Raw genomic sequence first — 23,164 nt, forward strand, 5'->3', positions numbered from 1 at the left:
AATCAGTTTCAAACGAAATTGATGGCTTTTTGCTACAAGTTGCTGCCGTGCGCTAAAGTGGCAGTGTCGTATTGTCCCTCAAAAGGATGTGTTTGATTCATGCGTGCCGCTTCGTCAAAAAACATCATCAATTTCAAACTCGTTGAATCTACGCTAAATGATGCCGTTGAAGAGGTGGCATCTACCGTACAAAAAGCGAAGGAAAGACGCGATCAATTGCCGCGGTTGCAACCCACGACCGAGGCCATCGAACTCACCAATTACCTTCGGTTAGCCACGGAAGCGCTGCAGGGGGCTCAACAACGACTTGGTGCCATCAAGGCTGAAAGCCGTTGGGGCAAGCCAATTGCGAAACTTCAAGCGAAAAACGCGGTTAATGCGGCTGCGCGGGTTCTGGCTGAACAGCAAGGCATCGCCGCCAGTCCCAGTGAAACATCGCTTCGCGCGCGACAGGTCGCCCTGCACAATGACCACGTTGCCGACGTGGCGCGGCAGCGCCAGCAGCTAGGTCAGAAGATTGATCAGGTTACACAGTGGCTGACATCGGGCAGAAATCTGCAAGCACAGTTGAGCCTGTTGAAACAGACGCTGTGGCGCCATGGCTGGGTCAGCGCCAACACAGCGGCGGTGCTTGAGCAAATGCATCACCAACTGATGCAACGCGACTTCGCGGCTGCGCTTGAGGAAGGCAAAAAGTTGATTTTTCAGGTGATGCCTGCCCCGCAGACACTCGCAGAATGGGGGGGAGAAGCCCAGCACTTCCTGAAGCAAGCGCGCAGCGAAGGCGGGGTAGGGTTCACGGCATTGGCCTCTTTCGGCCCCATCGTCAGCGATGCCACAGCGCTGGTACTGGCAGGTTGCACTTCGTCTGTTCGACAAGCCGTCCTGCAAGACCAGGAACCGGTGGATCGCTGGTACCACCTGGCGGACCAATTAACCCGCCCTGAACAGGTCGTGCACTGGCTGCAATGGGCGGTGTACTGGGCCTGTTTTCAAACCGCCCAAGGGTTTGCCAAGGACATGTCACTGGCCGAGGCGCACGAGGAGCATTCTACGGGTGCCTTTCTGCACAGCTTTCGCACGGAAGTTGGACAATGGGCGGGGCGGAAGGTCGACGCCATGGGTTTTCCGCAGGTGACGTCTTTCATGGGAACGCTTGCGTTGGGTGGAACTGCGGCCGAAGCCCGCCTGGGGGCGGATTTCGGCATTATTGTGGAAATTAATGTCGGCGGTCTGGTCGTGCGCAAAGTCGCCTTGGTACAGGGCAAAATCAGCAAAAATGGTATAGCGGACATTGGCAGCCCGGCCAGCGGCCCGCTAAAGCTGACCCAGTTACAAAAACTGAATGACCCGCAGCGAGACTTTTATGTGTTTTACCACCGTGGATTACGGCAGGCGAGTGTCCCCTGGCCGACGCTTAACCGTGTGAGCACATTAGTCTCGCAGGCCACTGATTTGAAAGCTGGGTCCATCAAGGTTCTGACTCGCGAACGCGGTTGGGACTGGCCCGCTTTCATTGCTTTTGGTTTGTGCAGCGATACCAGTGGGGTAGGGCGCCAACTCAAAGACGATGAAGACGCTCTGGATGTTCTGAGCGGTGGCCATCGCCAGCTTCTCCCCAGTCGACTGATCGTGGTGGCAGCAGGGGGCGGAGACTACAGCCTGGATCTCCAGCAGCGAGTACATCAGCATTACTCCAATCTTGGTACCAACTATCGGCGCACTATGGAGAAATATGATGGGCCTGAAATGAAAGGGCCACGCTGACGTTGAGTGTGGGCACACGCGGAGCATCCCTGACTGATTTCAGACTAATTAAAACGCCGGACATGGCGATCAGGAGCGATCCTGGACGTCTCAACCGGCAGACGCCACCGCGTGAACAGGGAGAGCGCTTTGAGCGTGAAGATCAGCTTTGACAATGAGTTGGCCGTTGCCAGCATCCCGCTGGCCGGTTGGGCTCCGCCGCTGGTCGAGCACCTGGCACGTTACTTTGATGTGCACGAGGGCTTGCTTCGGCTGGACTATGCTCACTTGTCTGCCGAGAACACCAGCGTTGCGTGGGATTGGCTGGTAACGTCGCTACCCGAACGCGAGAAATTTACGGTCAAATTCGAGCACGCCGCACGGCAGGGGGCCATAACACTGACCCTTGCCATCCTCGGGCACGGCTCCCTCGGGATCCAAGGTTCATCGTCCATCTTGGACGAGGATGCCTACGGAGGGGCAGGAGCTGCCTTCAGGACGGACGCGCTTGAAGGCGAATCCCGGGCCTTGCGCGAAATCATCATGGCGGCGATCGCGCCCCGTGAGATATGGGTGCGTTGGCTGCTTGATGCTCAATCCTCTGATCGGTCTCGCTTCTTGGACGATCGGGAGATCATGGCGGCCCTCGTGGCCAGTGTATCGGAGGATGATTGCTTCGATGGCCTACAACTGCTCGCCCCAGGTCAGGGTGAAAATAGCTGGGCTTTCGAGCAACTGGTCGAACAGCATTGGCAGTATATACGCGCCTACCTGGAGGCCAGTGTCGATTCAGACACCAATGTGCCTGATGTCGTCTTCTTGCTGTATACGCATTCGCCGAAGGTGCAGGCGTCACGGTGGGCATGCGAGCTGGTTCTTAATCGAGTCGATCCAAGAGCGTTTCCTCGACTGATCCAGCACTGCCGCACGATCGTGGCGGACGATGTGCGCAGTCTGTTCCTGCGCTGGCATTTCCACCCCGATCAATCCAGCACAGGCCGCCTGAACTTTTCCAAGCCTGGCAAGCTTTCCGATTGCTGTTACGCGGGGGGCGCTACCAAATCCGATGTGAGTCTTACCTGACGAGAATCGAGCACACCGCGCCCTATGAAAAATTGCTCACCTTGATCGCAATTATTCCAAGGTTTTTGACGTTCCTGAGCCACACCCTATGGAACACCGTGATGCCTTCATCCACTGCAAAGCGAATTCTCGCGGAATGAGTCGCAGCTTCCTTAATAGCCATGGCTCCGTCAGTCAGCAGTGTCGATCATCACCAGGGAGACGTTTTCGCTAGGGAAGTTTGGATGATTCAACAGCAACGGAACGACTATATCGTCTGCCGTCGCGCGAGCCCATAGGCCTTGTGGGCCGCCAAGGCGAATCAATTCGATCAATACGGTGTAGGTGCGCGTTAGCAGATGTACCGAGTCCATTCCTTTGAGCATTGTCATCCAAGCGTCCCCCAATCCGGGGTAACAACGCAACGTTTTGAATACCGCAAATGTTACGGGTTCTATGATACCGACGCTCCAGGCGGCAACGAACGTTCCATCATTCATTTCATTTGAGAATAACTCGTAGGAAGCTGGGCTACTGCCAGGCCGTCGCAATACCACTACCGCCTTGGCTATTTCCATCAAAAGAAATAACTGGGGAAAAAATCCAATTTCCTTCTTGCTCAAAGGATGCGCAGTCAGCACATGGGAAAGCATAATCCAGGGCAAGATATTGTCGCTGTAATAGGCTTGTTCTACCCCGTCCCCAAGGACATCTTCTTCCCAAGGAAGATCGATGGTTTTGATAGCAAAACGGGTACGGGGCGAACGATTACCTACGACCGGCGTCTGTACTAGGAGTTCTCTGCACAGTGGTATCGGATCAGCACCCGACTCGATTTGCATGACCATGGCACGCGCGGTAATAACCTCACCCATGGGTAGCACTTCCGCTACGTTCATTAACCACTCCATCGCGCTATCGACGTCTGACTCAATCTGTGGCCCCAGTCGAATGGCAATGACGGAAGACAGCTCGCTTACCAACATTTCATAGAAGCCGATTCGAATGACAGGCTGATCATTATGGAAGGCTAGGCGAATCGCCCCACCAGCAGACAAGTACTGTCTTGACTCACTTGAGAGCTCCTCCAAGACCTCTCTACGTAATAGAAACACTCTCGCAGCTTCTAGTTCTAATGCGTCCGAACGGCCGACCTTCAAATAATCCTCAAGCGTCGCACGCGCCAGTTCATGGAAATGAAATCTCATGTCTGTTGTAGCGTACGCTTCACGAACGTAATTTATAAAATCGATCCCGAGTAATGGCGGAGCTTCAACTGCATAGGGCGTAGTCCCGTTACGCTTTTTCAAGGTATTGCAGATCACCGACCGAAGAATCCATGGTCGTCGATAATCATCAGAACGAAAGCTTCCCTCCATCATTGTCACCCCCAACTGCCGGGCAGCAACAATGGCGCTTTCAAACTCTTCATCGTGCAGTGGACCGACCATGATCCTCTCAACCAGCCTTCCTAAAAGTGACTGCATTCTGGCGTTGGGAGAGTGAAGGGTGCGTTCAACCACGGCGTCATCCATGGCCACAACAACGGAAAAACCCCCACGATGAGCGATTCCGACGAGGTCTTCCAGCTCTCTCTTACTGCTTTCGCTGTCGCTCCGATATTGATCGATCAGTATTACCAGCTTCATGTTTTGATCCGGCGGCAAACGCTGCAGCCAGCCGCGAGCCTCATCCGCAGTCAACGACCACCCCAAGGTTTGGCTCAAAGCGTCGGCCAGGCACTGAAAATAGCCATGTCCTCCGTCTTCAACGTACAAAGCTGCAAAAGAGGTCGTATTCGAGGTAGCGGCGATTACCTCACGGAGTACATTGCTTTTGCCGGTCAGCGGCTCACCTTCAAGAATGACGAAACAAGACCTCTTGACCGCCTCCATAATGGTTCTGGCCACCTGACGTGGAATTAGAAACTCCCGGGCAAACGGCAGATGAACGTCGTACAATTCACCGGTCAGCGATTTTATTGCCTCGGCAGTACTTGCCTTCACCAATGCTGACCAGACGTCGCAGCTTGTGCCCATCAATGTCTGCACTGCCTTACGAAGATCATCTGTTGCCAGCAGGCACACATTGTCGATTAACTGGTTGAGCTGGGCTGCAGTCTTGTGATCCGCGTCCCACTCCTGACCATCGTAGGTCCGGTATTTCTTGGTGGTTTCTCCATTGGTGACCACTACCAGCGGGGCCATCGGATCAAGCATTTTTGCATAGGAAAGACCTTGTAATCGATCCTCGTCCTGCAGACCAAGACCTTTGCGTTTCAGCTCCAGAACGGCCAATGGGCGCCCCTGATGTTCGAGAACAATATCGGCACGCCCTGCTTTAGCCCAAGATTGTCCCCCGTCGATCTCAACCTTCGTACCACCAATTTGGAATTTGAACTGCACCTGAAGCTGGATCTCGATGTCGGTGTAGGGAAACGTTTTTTCGATCGCGGCCCGCACAGACGCCTCCAAATCAGCTTCTGTTGAATGCGGCGTCAGTGTTTTTTTGGGCATCGAGCGTCAATTCCATTTTCTGTGGTGGGACCCGCATACTATTTTCACGCTCAAAATGGAGCAATCCAATAATCACCGATTTGGCTTCGCAATAAAGGGTGTGCAAGCAGGGCGCGAGAAATCGTTTTATTATGTTTCCAGGCACCGTCAAACTTTAAGGAATCACGTATGTCTCGTCTCGCAGAATTTCGTAAGCTCGAACAGCAACTGGCCGAGCAGCTCGCAGAACTGGAGTCCATGAAAGGTGACTCCGAGCTGAAAAAAGAAATGGAGTTTGAGAGCAAACTGCGTGCTTTGTTGGCTCAATACGGTTTCAGCCTGAAAAATGTGATCAATTTGCTGGATCCTCAAGCAGGCCGCCGCGCACCAACTACCGAAGCAAAGGCCGGGAGCCGCAAAGCTCGCCGAATAAAGATCTACAAGAATCCGCACAGCGGCGAGGCCGTGGAAACGAAAGGTGGTAACCACAAGATTCTCAAGGAATGGAAAGCTAAATACGGCTCCGACACTGTTGAGAGCTGGCTGACTCAGTGATTTTGGTTTGAGTTCGAAAAGGGCCTACCAGGCCCTTTTTGTTTTGTCGGTTTCTCTTTGGTTTTTTTGTGGTCTGAAATGCTGTAAGGCATAGGCAAATCGCTACTTTTTGCGGCTGAGAGCCACTGCTTATTGGTCTGATTCAAACAATGGTCCAAGCTCATATCGGATAACCACCCGATTGGGGCGGCGCCAATTCGACGAACCCGACAAGTATCACTGCACAGGGAGTTCGAGTCTCAATGTGCCACTTATTTCAGCGGGCACTCATGATTATGCGCATGTGAATGGAGGGTCAGGGCATCCGGTACCTTGGTGCGTTCGAGCCCCCCACGCTCCAGCCACCGGAGGGTCTGCTCATAAGCGCGCTGCAGCAATGACTCGGTCTGATCAAAGTTGAACACCGAGACATCCACGGGGCACAAGGGCGGGACGATGTGCAGGCTGGTGAGCGTGCGGAAGTGTTCGATGTCGCTCACCAATTGGCGCATGCTCATCAGATTGACGGTGTGTAGGGCTAATGCCACCAGGCCTCGAGGCGGTTGCGTGAGGGCGCAACTCACGCCGGTGGGGATGACCACGACGTTGGTGGCGCCCAGGGCTACAGCCGTCGAAATAGGTGTGTTGCTTGACACACCGCCGTCGACCAGAAACTGATCGGCGATTTGTACGCAAGGGAACACCAGCGGGATGGCAGCGCTGGCCAGTAACGCTTGCTCGAGTTCGCCACTGGAAAGAACGGTTTCGACACCACTGAGCAAGTCGGTGGTGACGATGTGCAAGGGCAGTACAGCCTCCTCAATTCGATGAATAGGCAATGCATGACCCAGCAATCGGTGCAACGCCGCCGGCTGCAGCAGAAAGCCACGCCGCTTGATCAGTCCTCTACAGGTATCGAGCCAGGAGAGGGGAAAAATGTCCGCTTTGCTCAGGCCGCGCCAGAAACCGGCGAGCGCCTCGACGCCCTCAGCGTCGGGCCTTGCGGCAAAATAGGCACCGTTGATGGCCCCCACCGAAGCGCCCACCACCATATCGAATCGAACACTGGCCTCGACCAGGGCCGCAGCATGCCCACCTGGACAGCACCCAGGCTGCCACCGCCAGCGAATACGATTGCAGTTTTGGTAACCATGCTCGAAGTCTCTGTGCAGCCATGCGTCGCATCAGTTTAGGTGACGGAATAACGCTATTTACAAGAGGGCCTCTGCATTCATGCCAGGCGTTTCTGATGGTTTTTGAAGCGGCCGGGGCATTGAAAAAAATCGGAGGAGGGTAACGCTGCAGGTAAGAGCAACGCATAGGGGGTAGTGGTCTAATGAAGCACGGCACCCGTTTTAAGACATACCTACCGAAGTGTGCTCATCACGCCGGTTGCTCACACCTAAATATTTGGAGTTGGTTAGATGCCATAGCGCGTGTTCCCACCTGAGGTTATGCAATAGCGTCCGCCCCTGGGCCCGTAACAGACATTGCCACCTGCACACGAACATCCCCCGCCTCCGTGATAGCCGCCGCGTGACTCAAATTGCTTCTCATAGGCCCGGTCTTGGGCTCTTGCCTGCTTGGCAGCTTGCGCCGCTTGGGCGGCAAGAATGACCGCTTGCTTTTTGACTACTGCGAATTGGTCAGCATAAGGGACCATCGCTACTGTACGCAGAGCTTCAAACTGAGCCAATGCGTCCTGAACTCTAATTAACGGCCTATTGGATTCGTATTGCTTGTTCTCCCGGATGGCCAAATCAGCGCCGGCACGGAGGTAAGGGTCCTTGGCATTCGTATTGCGAACAACCTGGTTCGCAAGGGCCGCGAAGTCCTGGGCGGGCAGGGCGGCGTAGAAGTCTAATATGGGCTTGCCCATATCAACTGCTTTGGTCAACGGTACGCGCATAGCTTCGATCGCGGCAATGGCCTTCAGGACTTCACGATCTGAGGCTACGATGGTGCCGCTAACGACATCCGCTACATACCGATCGGTAGCCATCTGGTAGTGCGAGACTCTGTCAGCCATTAATCTTTGGGCACCATTCACAGACTGCACATAGGCACCCGGGCTGTCGGCTTTTACATAGGCAAAACGCTGTGACCCACCGATTTCGTAGCTCCCCAACGTCAGAATATCCGCGCCCGGACGAATGTAGTTATATTGGGTAATCCCCAACTGCTGACCCTTCTTGGTCATCAGGCCGCGAACTTCATTGGCTACAAACCAGGAGCAGGACTTAACAGTCGCCTTCGCGGCCGAGCAACTCATCGTGTCAAGATTGCTCATATCACAGGTGGTTTGGGTGTACTGTGGTCTGCACAATGTCTTGTACTGCTGATTCTGGCACCCGGCTAAAAGCATGGCCAACACTATGCCGAATATTACTCTCTGGAGCATAACGATCCCTTACCGTGTCGCCGATTGAGCCGGCCATGCGCCAGCCGCGCCTGCTTTATACAGGAAACTAGTCCGTGTCGGCGACGCTCGGCTGCCGCAACAGATGGCCACCCATAGGGAAGGGATGATCAGCTACATCATCAATTTGTGTAAAATCCATCATCCTTCATAAACGTCAGACTCTGCGGATTGCTACTCCATTACCCCTATAGTACGCTCAAGGTATGCGAGCATCGCATCACATTTTACTATCAGCGTATCGAACGGAAGAACTTCAATGCGATGAAGGCTTTTGTTTAGCTGTTGTAAAGTCTCTATTTCCGATTGAGAGCAACTTGAACTTTTTCCTATTAATATAAAAGCCTTAGGGTGCTTGGTATTTTGCATTCCGTATTCATTGGCAAGAAATTGGTTGTCTCTATCTAGTATAAAAAGATATCGGTTTACTTGAGCAATGGCATTCGACAATTCAGGGCTTAGCCTGAATTGTGTGGGAGAGGACGCTGTCGTCCCTTCACTGGTCGACATTACGATATGATGATTGGGGGACTTGAGCTCCATAAGGTCATGGTGGCCGTCATATTTTTCGAGAAAGCAATCTACGCGTCCTCTCGAAAGCGGTTGTTCGTGACGTGTCGCTATATAATCAGAACCTAATAGCCATGGATTTTCTATAATAAATTTATGCGTATCTGTTTCGGTGGTGGTTGGATTGTTTATCAAGGCCTCATAGACCCTGAGAGCATCTCGAATATCTTGTATCCGCTCAGCTATGCGCCCACCCAATTCGATAGCGGCAAAATTGCGACCTTCAGTGGTTCCAAGAATAAGCTGCAACAGCGTGTTTTGGTGTTCAGTCGATGCGGTTGCTAAGCGCGTTAGCGCTGCCAACATAGTGGAGACTAAAGTTTCTGGAATAGAATCAAGGGCGATTTAACAGCTCAATTATTACCGAGGGATCGACAGCAGCAGCGTTTTCGGGGGGAGATTGAACCTCAACTTGACTCAGAAGCGCTCTGATCTGCTCCACCCTTGAAGAATTAGCGCCCATCCACTGCATCACATAAGAGGTCGTCAGATTATTTATTACCACCTCATCTCTAAGAGCGCTATCTCTGGCTAAAACATTAGTAATTTCTAGGCGGGTATCAGCACTTCGGCGAAGGGTGAAGTAAGCAGCTGCCGCATCCGGCGTCGCCCTTGCCATATAAGAATCTATATTAATAACAAGAGCATAGTTTGGCGGCTCGCTAATTATCCCCTCGCCGACGGTGGACCCCGACAACAATATTAACGAGGCGATTGAACCGGCAGGGCAATCAGATTTGACTAAAGAAGCTAGCCTTAGACCGTTTCTGAAAGTTTTTCTTTCAAATTTTTCAGCCCACTGGAAGTTATGAAAAATTCTTATGCCTCCTAATTTCGTTCCTCCTACGAAACTTGTGAGATCTCGGGTTAAATCATCAAATTGCGGCATTATAAAATTCCGATTGCTTTTATTTTTTATTTTATATTAAGGAGGAGGCGAAGGACGCGACTCACCTCGCTACTTGCACTCCGACGGCTTGGCCTGGCAGCTGGCAAGCCGAGCGGTTTGCGCAATCACATCAGCCTTCGCCTTGAGTGCGCTAGCCTGGGCTGCGTCATTTGGCGATAGCGCTGAATCCAGTGCGCTCGAGGAGTTCAGGGCCGCAGCAGCGCTTGACGTTTTGCCATACGACACCAGGGTCGGCACACCGGCTTCGTTAAGTTGTATGGAAAACGTCACCTTGCCAAAGAATGCTCCGTGCGGAGCGTACAGAGCGTAGGTTTGTGAGGTAGGTACGATAACGGCGCTTTTGCCGATAGGGATCTTTCCCTTGGTCACGGTTATTGTCGCCACCGTCGTCCTGGCGAGTGTGAGCGGAACGCCTTCGTCGCCGGCATTGCCTGCGGAGGCGCTAGGCTCCACAAGAATCGGACTCTTTGTTGCCGCAACATCGACCTTTGTTTCGAGCTGTGGAAACGAAACAAATTTCTTCAGTGCATCATGGTTACCCTTGTAGTTTTCGCTGACAGTCGGAGCTATTGGTGCCACTGCCTTCGTCAAGTCATCCAACGCCCACTCGTAGACGATGGTGACGGGCTTGCCACTTCCTCTCGATGCGACGACTGCGCACGCAGCAGTGTCGTCTGTTACCGCAGCTCCGCCGACGATCAGCGGTAGGAGTGTCGTCGCTGACTTAACGATCGCTTCGCCTTGGCCGGTCACCGCAGAATTTAAAGACTTAAGTCTTCCGTCGTCGTACCAGGTGAAGGTCAAATCGTTGTCTGTGAACACTCCTCCCAACTTGGAAGCGTCAAACTCGAATGGCTTACCTCGACGGTCACTCGTGTAGACCGATGAGATGCTGGGCGTGTTCAGGATGACCAGATGCTTGTCAGCATCGCAGTCAATCGTCTGCGTGACGGTGACCTGGGCGGTGACCTTAGCTGGGTAGTACTTGTAGACGAGAGGGGGCGTTGACGCACACCCAGCAAGGAGTAATGAACTTACGCTCGCGAGCAAAATCTTCATGGGTTCCTTCCTATGTTTATTTGGGCAATCTCACTCAGTTCGTAGGACTCGACGAAGGCGGGCCTCTCCCGATAGCACGATTGGCTGCACGTGCTCTCAGTTGGGGAAGAATGTCACGCACCATTTGTAATGGAGCAGCGCCTGGTGGCCCTCCATCAAGCAATGGAATGAACCAGTCGCCTTCCGAAGACCTGAGCCACAAGGCAAGAAAGCCCAGCGCGGGCACGTCAAGCAGGCGTGGTTCGTATTCGTCGGTACTGTTGGCAAGTTGCCCTTCGGCGAGAGTCGAGGCTTGGATGAAGCGTTCTGCGACGACCCCATACGACAGGCCACCAAACGATGCACTGTTCGTTCCCTCGTCCCCACGAATGTCAACAAGCCCAGCCTTGATAGAGCCAATGACTGGATACCTCCAGCCAGTTCTCGTGGCGTTTTCAAGCGCGTTGTCGTAGGGCAATTGATCCAGTGCGAGGTGATAGAAGGGCACAGGCCCGCCTACGTGTGGTGCGCCTCCAAGCGGTGAGTGCGCGGCAGGAGTCGAGGGCATCCTCACTGCCAGCGCAGCTGCCATGACGATTGCGCCATTGCTCGGACCTTGGTGGGACTTGATAGCCATGGCTGTGCTCCAGAAGGTTTAGGCGTGGGTGTGATAAGAGTAGTCCCAGCTTCCAGCCCCCCGGTAAGAGCTTACGAATGTGTTGTACGGAACTCGCGCAGGGCCAGGGCCATAGAGCGGGTCATCGACGATGACATCATCAGTGGACCAATCGTATCCAGACACCGTGACGAAGTGTCCTCCCTGACCAGCCCACGAGATATGGCAGCACACAGGTGAGCCGCAGTCGATTTGCTCTTGAAGGTCAGTCCTTGAATCCGGCGCGGCGATTGCGGAGCCCCGCAAATTGCTCGTTTGGCTGAGCGGAACATCAAGCACGAATGCTTGATTACAAGGCATAGGAGCGGTACAGCAGCTCTCTCCAAGGCAAGCGGAGGCAACGGCGCATTGAGTCCACTGCGAGGTTGAATCAAAGAACACCGACACGCTGGAAGTGTTTGCAGCCCAGCACCAGTTCGATTCTTGCTGCGCTTGCATGGAGAAGGCCAATTGATTAGCACCTGCGCCCCCAATTGGGCCATCTTCCACGGAGTTGTCCCCAAGAGGGAGCGCGGGGGGGATCAATTGAAATAGCGGCGTCAGGGGGCCAAGGAAGCTCGGAAACGCCATGTCAGTATCCTCCTGCATTTCGTTCAAGTGGTTAGCATGACCTCAGCTGTGGCTTCCCCGACAGCATTGCCTTCACTGGCTCCACCGCCCAAGGGAATCCCGCTGGCGAGCATCTGCGTTCGAAGGACTCTCACCTTGGGGAGCTTATTGTCTTGTAGATAGCTTTAGCAGACCTTTGAGCGATCGCTAGCGGCCCTAATCAATATAATTATTCTTTGCTTGAAAATTAAAACCATCACCGGCGCCCACATGACAGCAAGCCCTTCCTAGCGAGGGGCTCCTCATGTGCATCGCGAAGGCCTGTCGTTGTGACCAAGAGCTACGCGTCTTCGGGTTCGATCCGCAGTCCTGAGGGCAGCATACAAACGGCGCAGAAAGGGCGGTCTTGGAGAAGCTCACCGGCGAATAGTGTGAGAAAGCCGAACGATACGTTCGCCTTGCTCCGAGGCAGATTGATACCCAGTACCGGCGTTGCATTGAGTCGTCGCTCCACTGGCATGCCTCGGACGGTGATTAGGAGTCACAGCCCATAACTAATACCAGATCCACGAGATAGACATGACTTGGTCTGTCCCAGAGTTGGTAGAGCAGGTTTTCCAGGCTAACGAGGCTAAACTCCGTACCGGCTTGAAAGCTGATTGGGTTGCAGTAAGCACAAATGAGCCACAGACATCACGAATCGGAGGACCGCTTTTGGCCGATGTTGACTGCGGACGAGGGCCGTAAACCAGCCGAAAGAGCCGTTGAAATTATCCGATAACGGCCGTTCTGATCAGTTGGCTGGGAAGCGCCGTACCAATCTATTTTCCGTGCTCGCCAGTGGTCGGCACCGGCTGTCACTGACACGGACAAAAATACCGTTTACGACTTATAGTGCTCAATCTGCGCCAATCGACGGTAAACTCGTGCTCACCCAAATAGATGCTATGAGCTGATGGCCCAGCGATTATTGCATCCGCTGGCGCAGTCGTTTCCATGATAACTCCACCTTTGCCCATGGCGTTCCACCCGCTAGCGAACATTTGGGCTGTCTGCTCTTTATCGCTCCATGCGGTTCCAATCAGTCCGCGTTCGAGTCGATCGATATTTTCTCCACGATAGAGCTGCAGATCGGGGCCCTTATAACGAGGCAACCACGTCCAGAGCATGTCCATCAACAAGCGGTCGTCGTCGACAAGCTCTCGGATGTAATGGTGGGAGACATGCCACTGAGTGTGAAAGCGATCGGCAATGGCACAGTCCTTGGGAGCGTTCGTGGTCAGCTCCCCCATGAGCGCGCGCCATTCTTTTCTATGCCTATCGACATTCGGCCCTTTCAGGAGTGGCCCGTATTCTTTGCCATTGAGGATATGGCTGAGAAGAGGCGGGTAACCCGCTAGAACAAGATCATTCGCTGACAAACCGACTCCTGAGATTCTCGTATTTTGGGGAAGCACAACGGAGAGGTCTGCGCTCTGCGCAAGTTCTCGCAGGTGTATCTCCTGGTGGTCAGCGATCTAGGCAGAAGTGTAGAACGGCTGAAACTGGCCGCTTTCTGTCTGTCTCGACCGGCTGAAACTACCCAATAGCCAGTCCAATTTTCTATGAGGTGAGGCTCACTCAGATATTCCAGCAGATGATTGTATTTCGGAACCGCATACCAGAAGCGTTCTGAGGACGGACTCACGAGAGGGGTCGGGAGAACTAGACAGTGAAACGAGCGCCTCTGCGGCTTTTCTAGCGAGGCTTCGCGCAAGAACACGCTTCTCCATGGAGATTTTATCCACTTCGGAGCGCCCATGAATGAAAGCGCTCCTCAGATTGAAAAGTTCATTGTAAGCCTCAGTCGCTCCAGGCTCATTTAGCGCTGCTGCCAACCGGGTCGCGACTCGCTTTGTTGCTCCGGCTCCCCGAAGCGGATCGTCTTTCGGCCGATTCTTTTTGTCGTAATCTTTGTGTAGCCCAAAGGCGGCATCGATTACGGTCAAATGAGCCATGAACTCGTCGATGCCATCCGAGAGAAAGGCCCGAACAAGAAAATGCTCAACAGGTGTTTCGAAAAGTGGTGTCGCACGTGCGTTAACCAATTGCTGCCAGTAATTATTATCTAAGCGTTGCATTTCATGGTTGGCGTTGTGGGTAAGCTCGTACACGATGGGGCGTTCCTCCTCTACTACTTCACCCCACCCCGAATCATAGATATGGGGCTGCCAAGAAAGGCTATCAGCGCTGGGTGGTTTTGATGGTGCCATGAATAAATCTTCATCCAGTGTGTAAACCCAACGAACTCGAAAGCCTCGCCAATCCACCTCATTCATAGCCGACCAGGATTCCCAATTCCCCAGCATTAGAAAAAATAGAGCTTCTTCAACTGGTCGTGGAAAACGGCTTTGATGCGGGTCAATCTCCCCAAGGTCCCGATCAATCCGCTGATAGCAAAATTGTGTAACGCCTGCACCCAGAGGTTTCTCAACCTGAAACTCTTCTTCGACCACAAGCCAGTAAAACTCTGACAGCTTCGCGGAATCCAGTTTCCATCCTTGAAAATTGCACATCAGCCGGCGCTCATCAAAAAGCTCTTCCAGTTCAATGGCGGTGAAATGTCGAACAGTCGCATTGCCGAACGCCAACGCCGGAAGGCTGTCGGCGCAATCTAAGGGGCATAGGTATCTACGGTTGACGGTCTTGCGAGTAAAAGCGTGGTCTAGCGTATCGGCAATCCCACGCATCGTCAGACGCCCACCTGGCGCCGTCGAAGACTGTAGGCATGGGGCGCCAAGTGAACGCAGAGCATTGCCTAGCGCGAAACTTAACCCGAATGGATTTTTTGGGAGTCCATAACGCTCGGAACACACCCCCATGAGGGCAATGAACGCTGGATCTGAATAAATGTTTTCTGGACCAGGCGCAGGGATTTTCCAGAGGGTCTCGATAGCATCAACAAACTCTTCATTCACAGCCATACATAGATCCTTCTATTTCTGAAGCATTGGAGCCGGCGAGTAACATGCGAATCATCAAGCCGGGTATCCCTCGAATATGCCATACGAACAGCTCGTCACGAATAGTCATGTAAACAGCTCCTTTCGTGCCACACTGAACCACCCCAGAATTCAGCGACGCTGAATGTCCACAGTTGGCCGAGTGATTTCTATCGATCAGAAGGGGCATCCAACGATCAGCGTAAATGCAGGGCAGCCGTTTGTGACCGCCCTGTAGAAGTTATCCCCAGCGACGGCTTTTGCGAAAACGGCGTTGTGTTGTTTTCCCAGCCAGGGAACTGGCCTTGCTGCCTTTGCAAATCATGCACACGCGGCCGAAACCGCCAGCACCACCGCCTAGTGCCGGATCGTAATAATCCGTCTTTTCCCTAATCTGGCCGCACTTCGAGCACGGTTTGAGCTCTTTGTTTGCCAAGCCTTGAGCCTGAGACTGAATATGGTTGACCGCCTCTGAAATCTGCTCACCCACGGCAATTTCCACTAACTGGTAAAGACGATCTGACATAGTTACGACAGGGTCGTCACCCAAATTGAAACGATTGATGCGTAGGAACCGATAGCCATAGCTCTCCAGCGTTAGCTGGCGCTCCACGTCGGCCTCATTCAGGTAGCGTTCATGATTGCCCACGTGAACGTGTTTGCCCTTGGCAAAGTGATAATCGAAGCCGTCGTACTCGATCACGATCTGGATTGGGCCTTTGCTCGATTGGTACGTCACCAGAAAGTCAACGCGCCATTTCGGATGCTCGTAGGTCGGGTCAAGCTGCTTGAGATAAGTTCCGATCTCGAACTGAGCAAAGACATCGATGGCGTCGATATTGGACTGATAGAACTTGGTCTGGCGAAACCACTCCAGAACCTTTGCTTCCATAGGGCTGGATTGATCGGTGTCTTCGCCAGAAGGTAGTCTATTGGCGTTCTCCAGAATGTTCGCATAGTGGTTAAGCGCTTGTCCGATGGCGCCGCGAAACTCATTGAGTGGCTTGGAGTGAACAAACCAAATCATTTCCTGAGCGCGGCTGAAACCGACGTTCAGACGCTGTACCTTCAGTTTTTGCTCCACAGCCTGTTCTGCGTCACTCAGCTCAACCGGAAAGATATAGTTGAGCGCGTCCTCATCAGCCGTCGCTACCATCGAGTAGAAAATGATGTGCCGTTCCTCTCCCTGGCAGCTGTCGAAGGTCATAACCTTCAACCGCAACAGGCGTTCGAAGTCAGCGCCGCGGGGGTGATTGAACAGCTTCTTAGACAGTAGGGTCTGCTGTTCACGAAAGGGCGAAATAATGCCTACGGTCGGTGGCGCTTCCTCCTCGATCAGCTCAAGAAGGCGGTCAAGAATGAAATCCGCCTCCGCTTCATTGGTACCCCGGGTCACTCTCTTGTCTGTCGTATCGACGATGTCGAATCGGATGACTTCGTCGACCGGGATGCCGCGGATTTTGATGGCCTGCAATTGGTGCCCATAAAACATGCCCGAGGAGTATCCGATGAGTTCCTGGTAAGAACGGAAGTGCTTGCGCAGCATGACTGAGTAAGAGGCCGCGTGGTTGCAGAACTCCAGAATGGAACGCTTAACGTCGAACATGGACAGCCGTTGCAGGGCGTCGGCTGCGCCGCTGACGTGGGAGGTGAAATAGTTTTTCAGCTCATTGCGATACTTGTCATTCTGCTCAATGCTGGCGTTCGCCGATTTCACGTTTGAAAATTGTTTGTCATCGCCCAGCACGACGACCTTCTTCGCGCGCAATAGCGCCGGTAATGCTTGGGCGACTGAGACCTGTGAGGCCTCGTCGATGACCACCACGTCGAACATGTCAGGGGCCAATGGCATGTATTCACCAAACTCGCGAATACTGGCGATGATGACCGGGAAGCTCTCGCGTACGTGCGTGAACTTGTCTTCTGGAAATTTTTGTCGGTTAGCGATTACGCCAGCCAGCGCCCGTGCATCTGAACGGTAATTCTCCATGAAACTCAGTAGACGCGTGTCTACGTGTGCGTTCATGACCGAGGTGTTGAGGCGCTCGAGCTGGGTCTTGGTACCGGCATAATCATACTGGGGCGCCGATGCGAAGGCCTCCCGAGTGCGCAGCCAGCCGTGCAGGAATCGAACGGACAGGGGCCAGAGACGGGCATCATCCTTTGGTTGTTCAAGCAGCACGTCCACTATTTGGGTATCAACACGACGCAGAATGGCCATGGCTTTTGCTGCATTGCCTGCGTCGAGCTTTGGCGTTTTCCCTCGAGTAAGCAGCCGATAGCAACCCTCGAATTCTTCTTCTAGATCTTCGCTCTGTAGCGCCAATCGCAGCTTATTGGCCACCTCAACTAGGTTAGACAACATCGCTTGCCGTTGCTTGAGCTGCAAGGGACTGCTAACGGGTAAGTCATTAAGCTGACGTTCAATTTCGCGCACCTGCCCGCCACGGAACAGGTAACCGAACAGAGGCATCTTCAGTTGACCGTAGCTGAGTAGAAGTCCGCCAAGCGTGCGCAGGTCGGCGGGCGACATCGACTCGAACAGATCCCATGGGGCGTCAGAATGCTCCTGAGTGAAGGCTACCAGTAATGCATCCCTGCGCGTTCTGTTCCAAAGACTTTGTGGGTTAAAGTCGCCCTCCGAGAAGACCTCAAGAAGGTACTGTTCCACCCCAGTGAGGTGCTCGCTAATGCTCTCGAGCTCTGAAATCAGACTGGCACCACTGGCGCGTTTCAACACTTCCAGTACCGACGGGGCAAGCTCAGCGAGCTCGGTTTCGTCTTTGAGCATTGCTTGAACGCTGGACATTTCGATGGCGCCTAATGTCGCCACAGTCAGCTTGATCTGTTCTTTCAGATTCTCCGACCGACTCTTTTTCTCCTCTTCGAGTCGGGGCTGATTCGCCTTCATTGCCTTGGCGTAGGCCCCGATCTGTGTCACCGCCTGATTTGAGGTCAGTTTGCGAAAGTTATGAGCTTGTTGGCCGAGCCGGAGTATCGGATTTGGGAAGTCGCTATCGTGGCGTACGCGTGACATCGCTTCCGACAGTTTGTCGTAGACCACATCCAGCGCTTCGGTCTTATCCGACAACACAAGGCAGGATCGTTGGTTAAACGCGCAGTCGGCGGCGATTGCTGTGATCGTATGGCTCTTGCCGGTACCTGGGGGGCCGGAGACAACTACGATCTTGCCTTCAGGCTGCCGCACGGCAATCAAGACTTTGCGCTGCTCTTCGTTCAGTGGGATCGGTGAGTCGAAGACCATGCGATCCACCATGGGAAGCGCATCCCAAGTGGTCTCTACGGCCGCAGCAATGGATTTGGGGTTCTCGCGCAATACACCACCAACGATGCCCTCGAACAGTTCAACCACGGCCGATCCGCCATGCTTCAGTGCTTCGAGGATCTCTTCGTAATCGTTGAGTAATGCCTCGTCCGAACGTTCATACGCAGCCAGGGACAGTGAGCTGGACAGCCCGACCGCGATTGTCGAGGCGTCGGCATCAGAAGACGAGAGGCTGATCTTGCCGCCGAGGTCCATAGCATTAGCCACACGCTGGAACAGCGCGCGAGCCTCTTCGTATAGGGATTGCTCGGGTTTGATGTAATGGATTCGTTCGGGGATCGGAGAGACCCACGCGCGCTCAAGTCCAGCAGCCAGCTCCTGCAGAACAAAGTCGATCGCTTTGCGATTGGTATAAAGTTGGTTGAGCAGCTTTAGCTTGTAACCGGCTCCCTTTTCCTCTCGATGCACTTCGACAGGCAGGAAGAACAGCGGATATTGGTTTCCGCCGTACTTCACCGCACCGATGTACAGATAGAGCTGCATACCGTCGCTGGTAGCAACGTAGGTCTCCAGGTCTCGAAACTCGTGAAAAGCGTCAGCGGCAACGAATCCTTCAAAGAACGCCATCAACGCCTGGCGAGTCCCTTCTAAGGTCAGGAAGTGTGGAATCGCCTCTTTGAGCGGGGCTGAGTCCTGGGTGGCGAGCAGCTTGGCCAGCAGCTCTGGGAGGACTCGGGATAGGTCACCGCAGACGCGATCAACAAGGTCCTTCTCTGCGGCGAATAATGAGTCCATTACCCAGTACGCCTGATTGCGCAGTGGGCCATCCAGGTGAGCGATCAGAGGCTTAATGATATGTTCGGCGACTTTGCTACCCAAGTGGTTTTGGACTGACTCAACCCATAGTTCCGGGTCATCAATCGCTTTTGCGTAGGATTTTGCGGCTAATTCCTCCACCGCAGTATGTACGGTTTCTAGGGAAGACGCCGGGATGGCGTTTACTTGTTCGTGGATCACTTTGCGAAGCACATCACTGATCGGGCGCGTATAACGCCGTGGGTCGATCGTCAGTGACAGGTCCTCGCTAGATGGACGCCCTAAAAGATTCCATAGGTCGCGATCCAGGGAGGGGTAGGGCGAGGTACGCATCCCTGATCTAAATCCGGTGTCGGTGGTCAGCACGATTCGGCGGCGCGGAGCTTGTTGACGCTTGAAATCCGAGTCTAAAAAGTCGCGAAAATACTGACTGATCCGTGTGGCTACCGGCCGAAGTTGCTGCCCCAGAGTTTCCATTAGATTCCCCTAAAACGAACGCTGGACTTCGCCGCTCGATATCCGTCGAATCGGTATCGAGAGCAATCCAAAAAAAATGACTATTAGATGGCCGTCACAATACTGGCTCAGGCTCGACCACGCCAACACACTTGCGTTTCTGCGACCGCACGACATATGGAGACCGCGAGCAGCTAATCGGAAACGTTCTTTACTAAGCCGTCACGGGTGCGCCAAAGTGGCTTGACGGCTACAGTGACCCATCGTAGTAGGGAGGCAAGAGCATGCCACGAGGCGCTGCTTTTTTTGTTGGAATGACCAAGACTCAGTTCGAAGGCTCGCATTTCCGGTCTGCGAGCGGTGTGGCGTTCTTCCATCTACCGAAGTTGACCACGTGGATCCCGAATTCCAATCGATAGCCCGTCAGGCGATGCAGCTGATGACAGCGTCTGAGTTTCTCAACGCATCTCGTGGTTTCGATTGGTGGAGCGACCAACCTTTCACATTACCTGTAGACAACTCCGCTCTCGCCTACACGCTACAGGCACATCAGAGCGCGACACTACAAGCCGTGTGTAAGGATTGTCATCTGCAAAACGCCGCTGACCGTAAGGCACTGCTCGGCGGATCCGCCTAGGCACAATCGTATCTGGAGCAGCTCTCTTTTGGGGACCGAAGCCTCGGAGCTAGTCCCGTAAAGCACTAACTGTACGCTTAGACAGGCTGGTTGCATAACCACTGATGCGACGATAACATCATACCCCGATGGTCAAGCCTCGCCCCATGCATTGTGGAGTAGCCCATGTCGTCATCTATCACAGCCACTCACGAAATCAGGTACCTCGACGAAATCAAAAGTCTGTTCGCTATTGATTTCGATTGTCTTTTGTCGAAAGAAACCTACAGCCGTCCTTTACGCTCCTATCATTTGATCAAATCAGAAGCACAGTGTCAGTTTCTTAAAAAAGGTAGTCGCTGCGGGCAAGAGCACTCTCATGGATTCGCGGTGGAGTGCATAACCGGGCAACGGGTGTTGATTGGCAACTGTTGCGCCTTCAACCATCTAGGTCTTGATGACGACCAGGTCAGGAAAGCCCTTTTAGAGCTGGGCTCCGCAGAGCGTATTTCTATCCGCACCCATCAAATAAATGAAAGGCTTAAGGACCGAACAGAACTGATTACACGTGTCAAAACCGCCCTGAAACAACTCCGTCACCTAGAGACTCAAATATTCCGAATCCGTGAAGCTTTTCCTGAGGCGGTTTTTGAAACTCTTGTGGAGCGCTGGCGTCGCAACTCCCTCCAGATAACGTGGGAATACCAGATCACCAAAAAAGACGAAACGGCAAAAGGCAAGGACGCCGTTGAACGCCGGTGGTATCCACACATTTGTGGATTTCTTAAAGGCCTGGGACTTTGGCTGGATTTGGATGCGCGAAGCTACCAAGAAAAACTTTACTCCTTTCTCCATCGAGTCGAAGCAATTCCTACCAAGAAGCGCCTGACCAAAGTTGAACTGCTTGAAACCGAGGCGATCTTTCGCGAGCTTGGTGCGCTTTCAGTGATTGAGCGGGAGTTCGAGGCTCAGCAAAAATTGATCTTCGATTTCTTGGAGCCAGCGAACCTAGTATTGACGGTGCAACTTGTCAAAACTCAGGCGCTTAGAGCCAAGAATGTTGAAGCCGTGCAGCAGCTGACTTCGACTTTGTTGGGCGTGCGCCCCGAGCGCTTCGTAGCGGAGGTGGATCAAGATCTCAAGCAACGCTATGGAGCAACGGGTATTCGCATCGCGTCGTGATTGGAGGTCGGTCTCACAACTCACATGCCGCCCGAAGAGCGGGCAATCAGCGCCGGTTTTCCGGGGAAATACTCCCGTGGTTTGCCAGGCAGTGATACATCGGTTCCAACCCTTGATAAGTATGGCATCGAGGCTTTCAAAACCGCTTTGTGAAAGGCATGGCATCCTAACCAGATGATATGGACAGATTGCGGGCAAGTAGCAAATAGACTCAATACCCCGGTTTCTCCATCTGCAAATGGCCAAATTAAAGTGATTCTGGGGTGCCGGGGCTTCGGAGGTGAAGCGTAGAACCGATTTCTCTGGTGTGCTTTGTGATGAGAGATTTTCGAATCGAAAAATCGTCGATCAACTTGGAAGGATCTCGAAGATTTTTCACGCGCGAGCGGCACAAAACTCTCGCGTACCAACCAATGATGGAAGCTCCTAGAGTTTCGGTGGATCCCAACCCTCAAAATGCTTGAGAGCGTCGAAATCTCCGATCAGATCTTTCGCTTGGGCTAAGCGATCCAATACAGCTTGTCGCTCTCCTGATTCGAGATGCTCCGCTTTTTGGGCGATGTCGTCGAAGAAAACACGAATGCTGTTCACTTTTGCCCAAGTCTGAATAACCGATTCGAGTCGATCGCGGCTGTCCTGGATCACCTTGAGCCGCCGCTTTTCCTCCTCCTTACGTCTCCACTCTTCCATCTCTAACTTGTGCCGCTGTCGTTCCTGCTCGTTCCGCACTCGTTGGTTCTCAACCCTGACAGCCAGCATCGGAGCCTCGGCGATCAGCGACTTTATGATGCTTGGGATCTTGCCGACTGAATCACCAGGCTTGTCTTCCAGCCACCGCTGAACCCACTCCACACCGTAGTACGGGGAGTACACCTGCAAGCAGAGTCTGCCGCTTGGCATGTCGGCGCTCATCATCCATCCATCTGGAAAATCGGAACGTCGCTTACTCACCGGCAGCGACGTCATTCGGACGTACTTCTTGTCCGGTCGTTTTACGTGGACGTATTCGCTGATCTCATAGATGGACAGACCAAATACGACGGTCCCGATGTAAGTCACCGTTGGACGCTGTGGCTGCCAAAGGGCAGGGTGGACGTACCTATTTGATGCTTTCTCTCGATGGTCCACGGGCTCACGCCCCATGTGAGTCGTAGGATCAGATAACGCGACCGCGAGACCCTTCTTCATCAGCGCCAAGTACAGCTGATTAGCAAAGTTGACCGCATGGCTTACTCCAGAGCTACTTACTATCAGGTCTACCATGGAGCGCTTCGAGGGACGAAGATAACCTTCATCCGTTTCGTGGGCTTTCTTAAAATGCTCTTCGATGTCTATCAATAGCGGATGCCGACGAGGAAGGAGTGCAAAACGATCAGCCAGCTTACCGCGGCTCTTTACAGGGGCTTTTGGAAGAGACCGTGAAATTTTCTCCGGCGCTCCATTCCGGCTCCAGGCGACGAGCGCACCTGGTTGGGCATCCGGGAGTACTGGCGGCGTTATGCGCCTCCCCGCAGCCACTTGAGCCCAATATCCCACTGGAGGGCGGGGTATATTAAGGTTGGTGAAAATGCGTGCTAGGTAACTGGAAGAGACGCCATACCGTTCAGCTATTTTAGTCATGGGTGCAGACCAAGCCTGTTCGTAGAGAGACTCCCGAGTAATGGTGTCCTCCGACGAATCAGCAGTGGCGGTAGAGGCGTTTGGTATGTCTTCCATGCATGAGCTTCTTGAGAGCGGTTGGCAAATTCAGTAGGGACGACATCAGCCTAGCCCAAGACTTATGATGACAATGGGATTGAACCCCACACGCACACCAACACCCACAGTA

The 23,164-nt window shown here is 53.4% G+C and carries 16 protein-coding genes and 1 pseudogene; 4 read left to right on the top strand and 13 right to left on the bottom strand.

All coding sequences use genetic code 11. The annotated features are described in order from the left end of the window. Window positions 1–99: 99 nt before the first annotated feature. Both AC1MDC_RS25845 and AC1MDC_RS25850 read left to right on the top strand, forming a co-directional pair. A complete protein-coding gene (locus AC1MDC_RS25845) occupies window positions 100–1,767 on the top strand; it encodes a hypothetical protein (protein WP_480393963.1) in 1,668 nt (555 codons plus the stop codon). Between the two features lie 129 nt (window positions 1,768–1,896). Continuing rightward, window positions 1,897–2,829 carry a hypothetical protein gene (locus AC1MDC_RS25850; protein WP_480393964.1) on the top strand — a complete coding sequence of 311 codons (933 nt, stop codon included), beginning with the start codon at window positions 1,897–1,899 and terminating at the stop codon, window positions 2,827–2,829. A gap of 170 nt (window positions 2,830–2,999) precedes the next feature. On the opposite strand, the gene AC1MDC_RS25855 is transcribed toward AC1MDC_RS25850, so the two are convergent. Beyond that, a complete protein-coding gene (locus AC1MDC_RS25855; RefSeq protein WP_480393965.1) occupies window positions 3,000–5,324 on the bottom strand; it encodes a hypothetical protein in 2,325 nt (774 codons plus the stop codon). A 168-nt stretch (window positions 5,325–5,492) separates the two neighbouring features. Here AC1MDC_RS25855 and AC1MDC_RS25860 point away from each other — a divergent pair, with 168 nt between their 5' ends. Next, complete coding sequence (locus tag AC1MDC_RS25860) at window positions 5,493–5,858, top strand: histone-like nucleoid-structuring protein, MvaT/MvaU family (protein ID WP_480393966.1); 366 nt, start codon at window positions 5,493–5,495, stop codon at window positions 5,856–5,858. 251 nt (window positions 5,859–6,109) lie between these two features. Here AC1MDC_RS25860 and AC1MDC_RS25865 read toward each other — a convergent pair. From AC1MDC_RS25865 to AC1MDC_RS25915, 11 genes and pseudogenes are all read right to left on the bottom strand, one after another. Beyond that, window positions 6,110–6,990, bottom strand: a pseudogene (locus AC1MDC_RS25865) (patatin-like phospholipase family protein). A gap of 267 nt (window positions 6,991–7,257) precedes the next feature. After that, window positions 7,258–8,127 carry a hypothetical protein gene (locus tag AC1MDC_RS25870; protein ID WP_480393967.1) on the bottom strand — a complete coding sequence of 290 codons (870 nt, stop codon included), beginning with the start codon at window positions 8,125–8,127 and terminating at the stop codon, window positions 7,258–7,260. Window positions 8,128–8,430: 303 nt separating this feature from the next. After that, window positions 8,431–9,132, bottom strand: coding sequence for a Shedu anti-phage system protein SduA domain-containing protein (locus AC1MDC_RS25875; RefSeq protein ID WP_480393968.1), 702 nt, complete (start codon window positions 9,130–9,132; stop codon window positions 8,431–8,433). Between the two features lie 28 nt (window positions 9,133–9,160). Next, window positions 9,161–9,715 (bottom strand): hypothetical protein, encoded by a 555-nt coding sequence (locus AC1MDC_RS25880; RefSeq protein ID WP_480393969.1) that lies wholly within the window; start codon window positions 9,713–9,715, stop codon window positions 9,161–9,163. A gap of 69 nt (window positions 9,716–9,784) precedes the next feature. Then, on the bottom strand, window positions 9,785–10,795 hold the full coding sequence (locus AC1MDC_RS25885) for a hypothetical protein (RefSeq protein WP_480393970.1): 1,011 nt from the start codon (window positions 10,793–10,795) through the stop codon (window positions 9,785–9,787). Between the two features lie 34 nt (window positions 10,796–10,829). Further along, a complete protein-coding gene (locus tag AC1MDC_RS25890) occupies window positions 10,830–11,411 on the bottom strand; it encodes a hypothetical protein (protein ID WP_480393971.1) in 582 nt (193 codons plus the stop codon). 18 nt (window positions 11,412–11,429) lie between these two features. Continuing rightward, a complete protein-coding gene (locus AC1MDC_RS25895) occupies window positions 11,430–12,038 on the bottom strand; it encodes a papain-like cysteine protease family protein (RefSeq protein WP_480393983.1) in 609 nt (202 codons plus the stop codon). 818 nt (window positions 12,039–12,856) lie between these two features. Further along, window positions 12,857–13,420: a hypothetical protein gene (locus tag AC1MDC_RS25900; protein ID WP_480393972.1), complete on the bottom strand. Its 564-nt coding sequence runs from the start codon at window positions 13,418–13,420 to the stop codon at window positions 12,857–12,859. 195 nt (window positions 13,421–13,615) lie between these two features. Next, a complete protein-coding gene (locus tag AC1MDC_RS25905) occupies window positions 13,616–14,962 on the bottom strand; it encodes a hypothetical protein (protein WP_480393973.1) in 1,347 nt (448 codons plus the stop codon). Then, window positions 14,949–15,071 carry a hypothetical protein gene (locus tag AC1MDC_RS25910; protein WP_480393974.1) on the bottom strand — a complete coding sequence of 41 codons (123 nt, stop codon included), beginning with the start codon at window positions 15,069–15,071 and terminating at the stop codon, window positions 14,949–14,951. The genes AC1MDC_RS25905 and AC1MDC_RS25910 overlap by 14 nt, the downstream gene beginning before the upstream one ends. A 150-nt stretch (window positions 15,072–15,221) precedes the next feature. Next, the gene (locus AC1MDC_RS25915) at window positions 15,222–19,559 is read right to left on the bottom strand and encodes an AAA domain-containing protein (RefSeq protein ID WP_480393975.1); all 4,338 of its coding nucleotides are present in this window, start codon (window positions 19,557–19,559) and stop codon (window positions 15,222–15,224) included. 781 nt (window positions 19,560–20,340) lie between these two features. Between AC1MDC_RS25915 and AC1MDC_RS25920 the strand changes: the two genes are divergently transcribed. Further along, entirely contained in the window at window positions 20,341–21,336 is a 996-nt protein-coding gene (locus AC1MDC_RS25920; protein WP_480393976.1) for a hypothetical protein, read from the top strand. 426 nt (window positions 21,337–21,762) lie between these two features. On the opposite strand, the gene AC1MDC_RS25925 is transcribed toward AC1MDC_RS25920, so the two are convergent. Beyond that, the gene (locus AC1MDC_RS25925) at window positions 21,763–23,052 is read right to left on the bottom strand and encodes a hypothetical protein (protein ID WP_480393977.1); all 1,290 of its coding nucleotides are present in this window, start codon (window positions 23,050–23,052) and stop codon (window positions 21,763–21,765) included. Window positions 23,053–23,164: the final 112 nt, after the last annotated feature.

Source organism: Pseudomonas sp. 1, from assembly GCF_056626735.1.

What these genes read in the sequence shown, in the direction of transcription:
- AC1MDC_RS25845 (WP_480393963.1), top strand. Translation starts at nt 100, where the DNA reads ATGCGTGCCGCTTCGTCAAAAAACATCATCAATTTCAAACTCGTTGAA.
- AC1MDC_RS25855 (WP_480393965.1), bottom strand. Translation starts at nt 5,324, where the DNA reads ATGCCCAAAAAAACACTGACGCCGCATTCAACAGAAGCTGATTTGGAG.
- AC1MDC_RS25860 (WP_480393966.1), top strand. Translation starts at nt 5,493, where the DNA reads ATGTCTCGTCTCGCAGAATTTCGTAAGCTCGAACAGCAACTGGCCGAG.
- AC1MDC_RS25870 (WP_480393967.1), bottom strand. Translation starts at nt 8,127, where the DNA reads ATGAGCAATCTTGACACGATGAGTTGCTCGGCCGCGAAGGCGACTGTT.
- AC1MDC_RS25875 (WP_480393968.1), bottom strand. Translation starts at nt 9,132, where the DNA reads ATGTTGGCAGCGCTAACGCGCTTAGCAACCGCATCGACTGAACACCAA.
- AC1MDC_RS25880 (WP_480393969.1), bottom strand. Translation starts at nt 9,715, where the DNA reads ATGCCGCAATTTGATGATTTAACCCGAGATCTCACAAGTTTCGTAGGA.
- AC1MDC_RS25885 (WP_480393970.1), bottom strand. Translation starts at nt 10,795, where the DNA reads ATGAAGATTTTGCTCGCGAGCGTAAGTTCATTACTCCTTGCTGGGTGT.
- AC1MDC_RS25890 (WP_480393971.1), bottom strand. Translation starts at nt 11,411, where the DNA reads ATGGCTATCAAGTCCCACCAAGGTCCGAGCAATGGCGCAATCGTCATG.
- AC1MDC_RS25895 (WP_480393983.1), bottom strand. Translation starts at nt 12,038, where the DNA reads ATGCAGGAGGATACTGACATGGCGTTTCCGAGCTTCCTTGGCCCCCTG.
- AC1MDC_RS25905 (WP_480393973.1), bottom strand. Translation starts at nt 14,962, where the DNA reads ATGGCTGTGAATGAAGAGTTTGTTGATGCTATCGAGACCCTCTGGAAA.
- AC1MDC_RS25910 (WP_480393974.1), bottom strand. Translation starts at nt 15,071, where the DNA reads ATGACTATTCGTGACGAGCTGTTCGTATGGCATATTCGAGGGATACCC.
- AC1MDC_RS25915 (WP_480393975.1), bottom strand. Translation starts at nt 19,559, where the DNA reads ATGGAAACTCTGGGGCAGCAACTTCGGCCGGTAGCCACACGGATCAGT.
- AC1MDC_RS25920 (WP_480393976.1), top strand. Translation starts at nt 20,341, where the DNA reads ATGTCGTCATCTATCACAGCCACTCACGAAATCAGGTACCTCGACGAA.
- AC1MDC_RS25925 (WP_480393977.1), bottom strand. Translation starts at nt 23,052, where the DNA reads ATGGAAGACATACCAAACGCCTCTACCGCCACTGCTGATTCGTCGGAG.